Consider the following 8,257-nt stretch of genomic DNA (forward strand, 5'->3'; position numbering starts at 1 on the left):
ATCTCCATTTCTTCTAGGAGAAAATCTTTGTACCCCAAAAAGAAAGCTTTGAAGGTATATTTTCCTTTGGGGACGTCAAGGGAAAACAGTCCATCTTTATCCGAATCCGAAAAACTGATTGGCCTTGTTTGGTCCTTCAAAGAAAAAATAGCCACCTGCACAAAGCCCAAGGGATCATTTGAATCTGAATCCAGAATAGTTCCTTTTACCGGATAAGATTGACCGATTACATCCGAAACTACAATGCCGATCAGAAAAATAACGGTAATAAAATACTTTAATCGTTTCATTGAATTAGACTCGGTTTAATTGATTGTTATACAAAAATACCGTTACAATCTGATTCAATTTTGAAGTTGGCTATTTGAAATCAATTGTAGTAGTATGGTTACTCACATCTGTAGCATAACCAAAACTGAATTGATATGTTTTACATATTTGATTGACAATAGCCAGACCCAAACCCACGGATTCAGGTTTGTCACTTTCTTTTTTAAACCTTTGGATCAATTCACTTGGATCATGTTGCAATGAAGTTCCTGAATTCTGGATTATCATTTGATTGATATCAAGCTTGACCTTGATCCAACCGCCTTTAAGGTTGTGCTTGATGGCGTTGCCCAATAAATTATTGATCATGATCTCTGCAATAAAAGGATGCATCTTCACCATGACATTGGGTTTGATTTTGGTTTGCAATTCCAAGTCGCTCAAGGTGATCAGCTCAGAAAGCAATTCAATGTTTTTGATAAGGATTTCAGAAAAGTCGATCTGGGAGGGAGGTTCAAACTCTTCATTTTCCAGTTTGGCCAATAAGCTCAAAGACCTTACAATCCGATGGATCTTCTCATTGTTTTCGTAGGCAGAGTATATCAGGTGTGCCTGTTCTTCTGTCATTTCCAAGTTCATCAGATTTTCCAATTTTCCGCTGACCACGGCAGCAGGGGTTTGGATCTCATGGGAAATGTTTTCGGAAAATTCCTTGATCTGCCTGTAATCCTTAAGCAGTTTTTGGGTCATCCTTTCCAAAAACTCATTAAGGTGATTAAACTCTGATACTTTGCTTTTCTCAAAATGCAAAGGTTTGTTTGTCTGGAAATTGAATTGTTGGATCTTATGCAATGTGTGCTGGAATGGCTGTAAGGACCAATTGGAAATTCCCCGGAAAAATAGCCCCAAGAATACCAGTTGGATAAAAAAGACAACCAGCATGGTATAAACCACGGTTTCGGTAATATCCTCTGCTTCAACTACAAGATTGTAATAGGAAATTCTGTAATGCTTGTTTTCTATTTTGAATGACCTGATCGCTTTCAATTGTTTTTCTTCCCTATTTAATGGGTCGTGATATGCAATGGTGTCCCGAATACTCAGATTCTCTACTTCAAGGTGGAAAGGCAATTCAATGATTTCCAATCTATCATTTACCAAGGCCTCAGGTGGAATTCCCTGTCGGATCCTTTCAGCATAGGCTTCTATTTGCCTGTCCAACTCCATTCCCAACTCAAAATCAATTTCTGCCCCCAGTTTCCTATAAATGAAAAAACCTCCGATTAGAAGTGCCAACATGATGATGATCAAATAAACAGAAGTAAGCAAGTTTAGAAGTTTCATGATTGGGGTTCTCCAAATTTATATCCAATGCCATACACGGTAGTGAGGTAATCGTTTCCACCAGCCTCAGAAATTTTCTTTCGTAGGTTTTTAATGTGCTGATAGATAAAATCAAAACTTGATAGATTATCGGTGTAATCTCCCCAAAGGTGCTGGGCAATGGCATTTTTTCCCAAAACCCTGTTTTTATTGGTGATCAAAAACACCAATAGGTCAAACTCCTTTTTTGTCAGATCCAACTGTTTCCCATGAATACTGACTTGTAAGATTTGGTGATGGATCATTATTTCATTGAACCGAATTTCATCCGATCCACTCAGCTTGGATCTTCTGTAAATAGCCCTTAATCTGGCCAAGAGCTCAGACAAGTGAAATGGTTTGGGCAAATAATCGTCGGCACCGAGATCCAATCCTCTGATTTTGTCATCAAGGGAATTTTTTGCAGAAATGATCAAAACGTTGGGCCTGACCTCTAATTTTTTAATTATTTCCAAAATGCCCAGGCCATTGCCATCCGGTAACATCAGGTCCAGCAGGACACAATCGTATTCAAAAGACAGGATTTTATCCTGGGCATCAAAAAGATTGCCCGCGACCTCACAGATAATCCCCTCATGGGAAAGGTACTGAGTGATACTTTGGGCCAATTCCCTGTTATCCTCGATCAATAATATCTTCATTTGTGAAATCTCTACGCAATCGGAGCAAAACTATTTGAAATTTTGTCGATATCCGATTACCGCATTGTTGATCTGCATAATTAATAATATTCGATAAGAAATCTGAAGGAAATTTGAAGTGGAAAATAAATACACCAGCTTCTCGAGATGTGCAATCTCGAAAACAGATAAATCGGAATTTGTAATTCCGATCGTCTAGTCTGTAGGAACAATTGGGATTACAAATCCCATTTATCTGGATTCGGCATTTCAAATACCGAATAGCAGGAAATGCCGGATAGCAGGTTATTCCCTAATCTTCAAACCCCGGCAACAAATGTTCCCAGATCAGATTGAGTTCTTCCTGCATTTTTGGAATATTGGCAGTTGTCACGATTACCGCATTTTTCTCGGGAAGTATCAAGATAAACTGCCCATTGAGACCATCTGCCCGGTAGGAGTTTTGGCGGCTTCTCCAAAGCTGATAGCCATAACCCTGCATCCAATCAGAATCTTTTGCTTCAACTTTCAAATTCTCTTTTTTTACTCCGGCAGGTAAGGAAGGAACTTGGGCGACAGTTGCTTCATCAAACCATGATTCGGTGAGTAGTTGTTTGCCGTTCCATTGTCCCTTCTGTAGATAAAAAAGACCAAGTTTTGCCATGTCCTCCGTCTTTACCTTAAGCCCCCAACCACCGACTTGGATTCCCTGAGGACTTTCATCCCAAGTGGCTTCCACGATTCCCAATGGCCTGAAAAGCCTAGGCTGTAAATAATCCAAAATCCGCTGTCCGGTTACTTTTGTGATAATGGCTGAAAGCATATAGGTAGCCAAACTGTTATAGACAAATTGGTGACCCGGCTTATGTTCTATAGGGAAGGCCAAAAACGCTTCTGCCCAGTCCAGATCATCACCTTCCCTCAGCAATCTAGTCGGATCTACATCGTGTCCCACGGTCATGGTCAACAAATGCCGGATTTCCAAAGACTGAAGATCCGGACTGATTTCTTTTGGTAGTTTGTCTGGGAAAAATGAGATGACTTTATCGGAAACATTCAAAAGTCCCTCCTGAATCGCAAAACCAATAGCCGTTGAAGTAAATGTCTTGCTGACAGAATACAGAACATGGGTCTTGTTTGCGGCATTTTCCCCAAACCACTGTTCATGGACAACTTTACCGTTTCTCAGTATCATCAGGCTGTGAAGGTCTTGTTCATTGGTTTCGACAGCGTCAAGATATTCTGAAATGGCCTGGGGATTGACCTTCTCCTTTTCAGGATTACTTCGGGGCAAAGCTTTGGTTAAGGTGATAAAATTGACCAGTTCAATCCCATTGTTTGCAACTCCTTCCTTTACTTTTTCACTCGTCCAGGTATCAGTAACTCCCTGCCTATCCACCCCAACATCTTCATATCCGATATGGCCCACACCCTGCATTTCTACATTGTCATAGGATGGATGGTCTACAAACATGTATGATTTTCCCGGTTCAAGTTTTTCCAACATCCTGATAAAAGAAGCTTCCTTTTCAGAAGATGTTCCTTTTGGACCATCATAGGTCATCCCTGACACCCCCAATGTCTGCATGACTTCCCGACTCATCACAGGGAGATCATATTCCTCGGATAGGTTTGCTACCAATTTGGCGACATCAGGATGAAAACCGGTAGAACCCATATGGCCTGACAGGTGGCTGATTTGGGGAACATGCTTCAAGGCAAACCCAATCTGTGCCCGGAACTCCTTTTCAACTTCGTCCAATTTCCATTGATTCTCAGTAATGGCCATTCCGGGATAGTTTTTATTCGGCCCCATCATCGGTAAAAAATATCCATCCGGATCCGTCAGACTGGGACAATTGGTCAAAGGCCTCCATTTGATGCCGTCCCATTCACTCGTGACGACCAAATGTAAGCCCACATCAATTCCGGTATTTTTCTTCAACATTTGGGCAGCCTCAGGAAACCAAGGTGTCACTACCATCAGTTCGATGGAAGTTTCTATGCCATTGGTAAAGGTTTCAATGCTGGCCAAATTGGCTGAACGGGAAGAACCCATGTCATCACCCCTTACAATCAATCGTGGCCCCGTAAGTTGTTGGGCATAAGAAAAAAGGGATAATAGGGTTAAAAATACAATTGAAAGGGTTTTTTTGAATATGCTCATGGTTGGTCATTTTGGATAAGGGAAAAATAACAATTTTATGGATAAGGTTGAGTCAATTTTTTTTGAATATGTTTTGTAATTCTATGAGTAGCATCCGTACTTTAAAAAAGGATTGAAACACCTACATATATTGGTGAAAACAAAACCAACAATAAAAACCCTAACCCAGCTAAAAAATACCAGCCCATGAAACTGACAGCAGAACTGACCGAATCCTTGCTTAAAATCTTGAAAACCCGATTTCAAAAAAACATGAACCGCCACCAAGGGATGGATTGGGAAGAGGTGGAAGCAAGACTATTGGCAATGCCAAAAAAACTTTGGTCACTCAATGAAATGGACATCACAGGAGGAGAACCTGATGTGATAGGAAAGGATGGGAAAACAGGAGAGTTCATTTTCGTAGATTGCTCTTCTGAAAGCCCTAAAGGCCGCCGTAGCATTTGTTATGATCACGAGGCTTTGGAATCCAGGAAAGAATATAAGCCCAAAAACAGTGCATTGGGTATGGCAGAAGAAATGGGCATAAAGATTTTGAATGAGGAAGAGTATAGGGATTTGCAGCGATTGGGTAATTTTGATTCCAAGTCTTCAAGTTGGGTTGAAACCCCATCTGAGATCAGAAAACTTGGAGGGGCCATTTTCGGAGATTGGCGGTTTGGTCGGGTCTTCATTTATCACAATGGCGCTGAATCTTATTATGGCGCTAGGGGATTTAGGGGGATATTGAGGGTATAATCAGATTTAAGGTATTTTCTCAATCTGCATCAGGAGAAGATTTGATCTTCAGGTGATTTGATGGAAATTTGAAAATCATGAATAAAGGGAATGCTTTTCTTGATTCTTAAATAGAAAGGGGCAGGGAAAATAAACTATCTAATTGGGCAGATTTATAAAAAATTTATGGACTATTTACAAAAGATCATTGGTGAAATTGAAATCCACTCAGTCGAGGGAATAAAAACATGCTTTGAAAATGGAATAAGTCCAAATGCAATATTTAAAAATAAACCCCTAATTAATGAACTCATTACCGAATATGGTCGGGGGCCTACATTCCGTGAATGTTTCAAGGTTTTTGTAGATTATGGACTTAAGTTTGATGATAAAGTATTGTTGGCTGTTTTTTTGGATGATGCGGATTCTCTGGAAATATTATTGAATGAAAATAAGGAAGCCCTTAATAATAGATATACTTTCGATTGTGCCTTTACTCCATTATACCAGGCATCATTACTCCATATTTGTGCAGAATACAACCATGTCGCATGTGCAAAAATTCTAGTGAAACTGGGCATGGATGTGAATATCAAAGCAGGTATGAATCAGATTGGGTTTGGAGGACAGACACCCATATTTCATACGGTAAACCAACATGCCAATGTATGCATTGAAATGATGGATTTTCTTGTTTCCAATTCAGCGGATTTATCTTTCACAGTAAAAGGACTTATTTGGGGCGAGGGCTATGATTGGGAAACTTTCATTCCTTCAGTCAACCCAATCAGCTATGCGATGATGGGATTACTACCCCAATTTCAAAGAAAAGAAAAATCAATATATGAGGTGGTGTCAAAATTAATTAAAGCCAAGTATGGGATTGATTATTCACCCACTAACATTCCGAATAAATATTTAATGTAAGAAACCAATTACGATCAAGATATGAAACCTACGGACACCCACAACGACCGCATGGCAAACATGACCTTCGGTTCGGTATATCCCCATTACGTCACCAAAGTCGAGAAAAAAGGTAGAACAAAAGAAGAATTGCACCAAGTCATAGAATGGCTGACCGGCTTCGATAAAGTGAAATTGCAGGAGCTAATAGATCAACAAGCATCTTTTGAAACCTTTTTCAAGCAGGCTAAATTAAACCAAAATGCACACCTGATCACCGGTGTGATATGTGGTTACCGCATTGAAGAAATAGATAATCCCTTGACACAAAAAGTCCGGTATCTGGACAAGTTGGTCGATGAACTGGCGAAAGGCAAGAAAATGGAAAAGATCCTGCGGAAAGGGTAGGGTAATGTGAAACTTTGAATACCATTCCACTCGGTCCTTATCGACTTGATGGGATTTACCAATGCTGCTTTGGTATGCTGCCGAAAAACATATCGATCTTCTTAAAAACGTTTTAAAATTATAATCATATGAAACCATTGTTATTTTCCTGTCTTCTTTTTTTAAACTCAATTGCCTTTGCACAAGCGCCGGAAGAAAACTATCCTGATGATCCGGCTTCAATTGAAAAAGCCGGTGTGCCAAAGGGCGAAGTATTGAAATTTACTTTCAGCCTATCAAAAATTTTTCCCGGCACATGGCGTGAATATTGGGTATATGTACCTGCACAATACAATCCCGATAAGCCGGCGTGTGTCTATGTAAATCAGGATGGCATTCAATGGAAGGCGCCAACCGTAATGGACAACCTCATCCATACAGGAGAGATGCCGGTAACTATTGGTGTATTTGTGATGCATGGACAAGTAGTAGCAGAGCAGGAAGCCACAGCACTCAACCGCTACAACCGCAGCTATGAGTATGATGGCCTTGGCGGTCAGTATGCAAGATTTATCCTGGATGAACTCTTACCTGAAGTAGAAAAACAAAAAACAAGTGATGGACGTGTCATACGGCTTTCCCAAAACGCAAATGACTGGGCGATTGGCGGCAGCAGCAGTGGAGCCGTCTGCGCTTTCACGGCTGCATGGGAACGGCCTGATGCTTTCAGCCGTGTGTTCAGTTCCGTTGGAACATATGTAGGCCTGAGGGGAGCTGACCACTATCCGACATTGATCCGCAAATATGAGCCCAAACCTATCCGCATATTTTTGCAGGACGGCAGCAATGACCTGAATATTTATGCCGGCGATTGGTGGATGGTCAACCAAATGATGGAGCGGGCACTCAGTTTTGCAGGTTATGAAGTTGCCCACGTATGGGGCGAAGGAGGCCATAATGGAAAACATGGCACCGCTTTGTTTCCGGAAGCCATGCGTTGGTTATGGAAGGACTATCCAAAAGCCGTGACAACGGGCGCTTCAAAAAATTCTTTCATAACTGATCTGCTTATTCCCGGTGAAGATTGGGAGCTGGTAGGCGAGGGGTACAGTTTTACCGAGGGCATTGCCGCCAATGCAAAAGGTGAAGTTTTTTTCCAGGACATACCAAATTCTAAAACCTATAAAATTGGCCTGGACGGCAAAATCACGACTTTAGATGTAGATGCAAAAAAAGCTTCCGGAACCGTTTTTGGCAAAGACGGCAATCGCTACACTGCCGCAGGTAAAACAGCGCAGGTACTTTCATACGATGCCAACGGCAATGAAAGAGTTGTAGCAGATAGTATAGCGGGAAACGACCTGGTCATTGCATACAATGGAAATATCTACGTTACTGCGCCTAAGGGCGAAACAGGGTCCAGCCAGCTATTTTTGATAAAGCCTGATGGCACAAAGACGGTTTTGGATGAAGGCTTAAAGTTTGCAAATGGTTTGTCACTTACCCCGGATCAAACAGGCCTGTATGTAACCGAATCCGCATCAAAATGGGTATGGGTTTACAGTATCGCACCTGATGGCGGGCTTATACACAAGCAACGCTTCGGCTGGCTGCACGAACCGGACTCCGCACAAAATGCGTGGAGCGATGGATTGAAATGTGATACGGATGGTCGCATTTATGTCACCTCCAGATTGGGTGTTCAAGTGCTCGACCAACTGGGCCGCGTCAACGCTATTTTACCGATGCCTTATGGCGCCGGTCAATCATCCAACCTCTGTTTTGGCGGGCCTGATTTTTCGACGAT

At 41.5% G+C, this 8,257-nt stretch carries 8 protein-coding genes; 4 read left to right on the plus strand and 4 right to left on the minus strand.

Annotation, left to right across the window (positions count from 1 at the left end):
- From ACEW8O_RS08765 to ACEW8O_RS08780, 4 genes are all read right to left on the minus strand, one after another.
- On the minus strand, window positions 1–290 hold a 290-nt coding region (locus tag ACEW8O_RS08765), incomplete at its 3' end, for a carboxypeptidase-like regulatory domain-containing protein (protein ID WP_373494247.1).
- Between the two features lie 70 nt (window positions 291–360).
- A complete protein-coding gene (locus ACEW8O_RS08770) occupies window positions 361–1,614 on the minus strand; it encodes a sensor histidine kinase (RefSeq protein ID WP_373494248.1) in 1,254 nt (417 codons plus the stop codon).
- A complete protein-coding gene (locus ACEW8O_RS08775) occupies window positions 1,611–2,294 on the minus strand; it encodes a response regulator transcription factor (RefSeq protein ID WP_373494249.1) in 684 nt (227 codons plus the stop codon). The genes ACEW8O_RS08770 and ACEW8O_RS08775 overlap by 4 nt, the downstream gene beginning before the upstream one ends.
- Before the next feature lie 292 nt (window positions 2,295–2,586).
- Entirely contained in the window at window positions 2,587–4,440 is a 1,854-nt protein-coding gene (locus ACEW8O_RS08780) for a ChbG/HpnK family deacetylase (protein WP_373494250.1), read from the minus strand.
- A gap of 186 nt (window positions 4,441–4,626) precedes the next feature.
- Between ACEW8O_RS08780 and ACEW8O_RS08785 the strand changes: the two genes are divergently transcribed.
- The 4 genes from ACEW8O_RS08785 to ACEW8O_RS08800 form a co-directional block, all read left to right on the plus strand.
- Entirely contained in the window at window positions 4,627–5,178 is a 552-nt protein-coding gene (locus tag ACEW8O_RS08785; protein ID WP_373494251.1) for a DUF4256 domain-containing protein, read from the plus strand.
- A 165-nt stretch (window positions 5,179–5,343) separates the two neighbouring features.
- The gene (locus tag ACEW8O_RS08790; protein ID WP_373494252.1) at window positions 5,344–6,084 is read left to right on the plus strand and encodes a hypothetical protein; all 741 of its coding nucleotides are present in this window, start codon (window positions 5,344–5,346) and stop codon (window positions 6,082–6,084) included.
- A gap of 21 nt (window positions 6,085–6,105) precedes the next feature.
- Window positions 6,106–6,471 (plus strand): DUF2200 domain-containing protein, encoded by a 366-nt coding sequence (locus ACEW8O_RS08795; protein ID WP_373494253.1) that lies wholly within the window; start codon window positions 6,106–6,108, stop codon window positions 6,469–6,471.
- Window positions 6,472–6,599: 128 nt separating this feature from the next.
- The coding region (locus ACEW8O_RS08800; protein WP_373494254.1) for an SMP-30/gluconolactonase/LRE family protein at window positions 6,600–8,257 on the plus strand (1,658 nt) is incomplete at its 3' end.

Origin of the sequence: Aquiflexum sp. (assembly GCF_041749095.1) — a bacterium.
Taxonomy (GTDB): Bacteria; Bacteroidota; Bacteroidia; order Cytophagales; family Cyclobacteriaceae; genus Aquiflexum.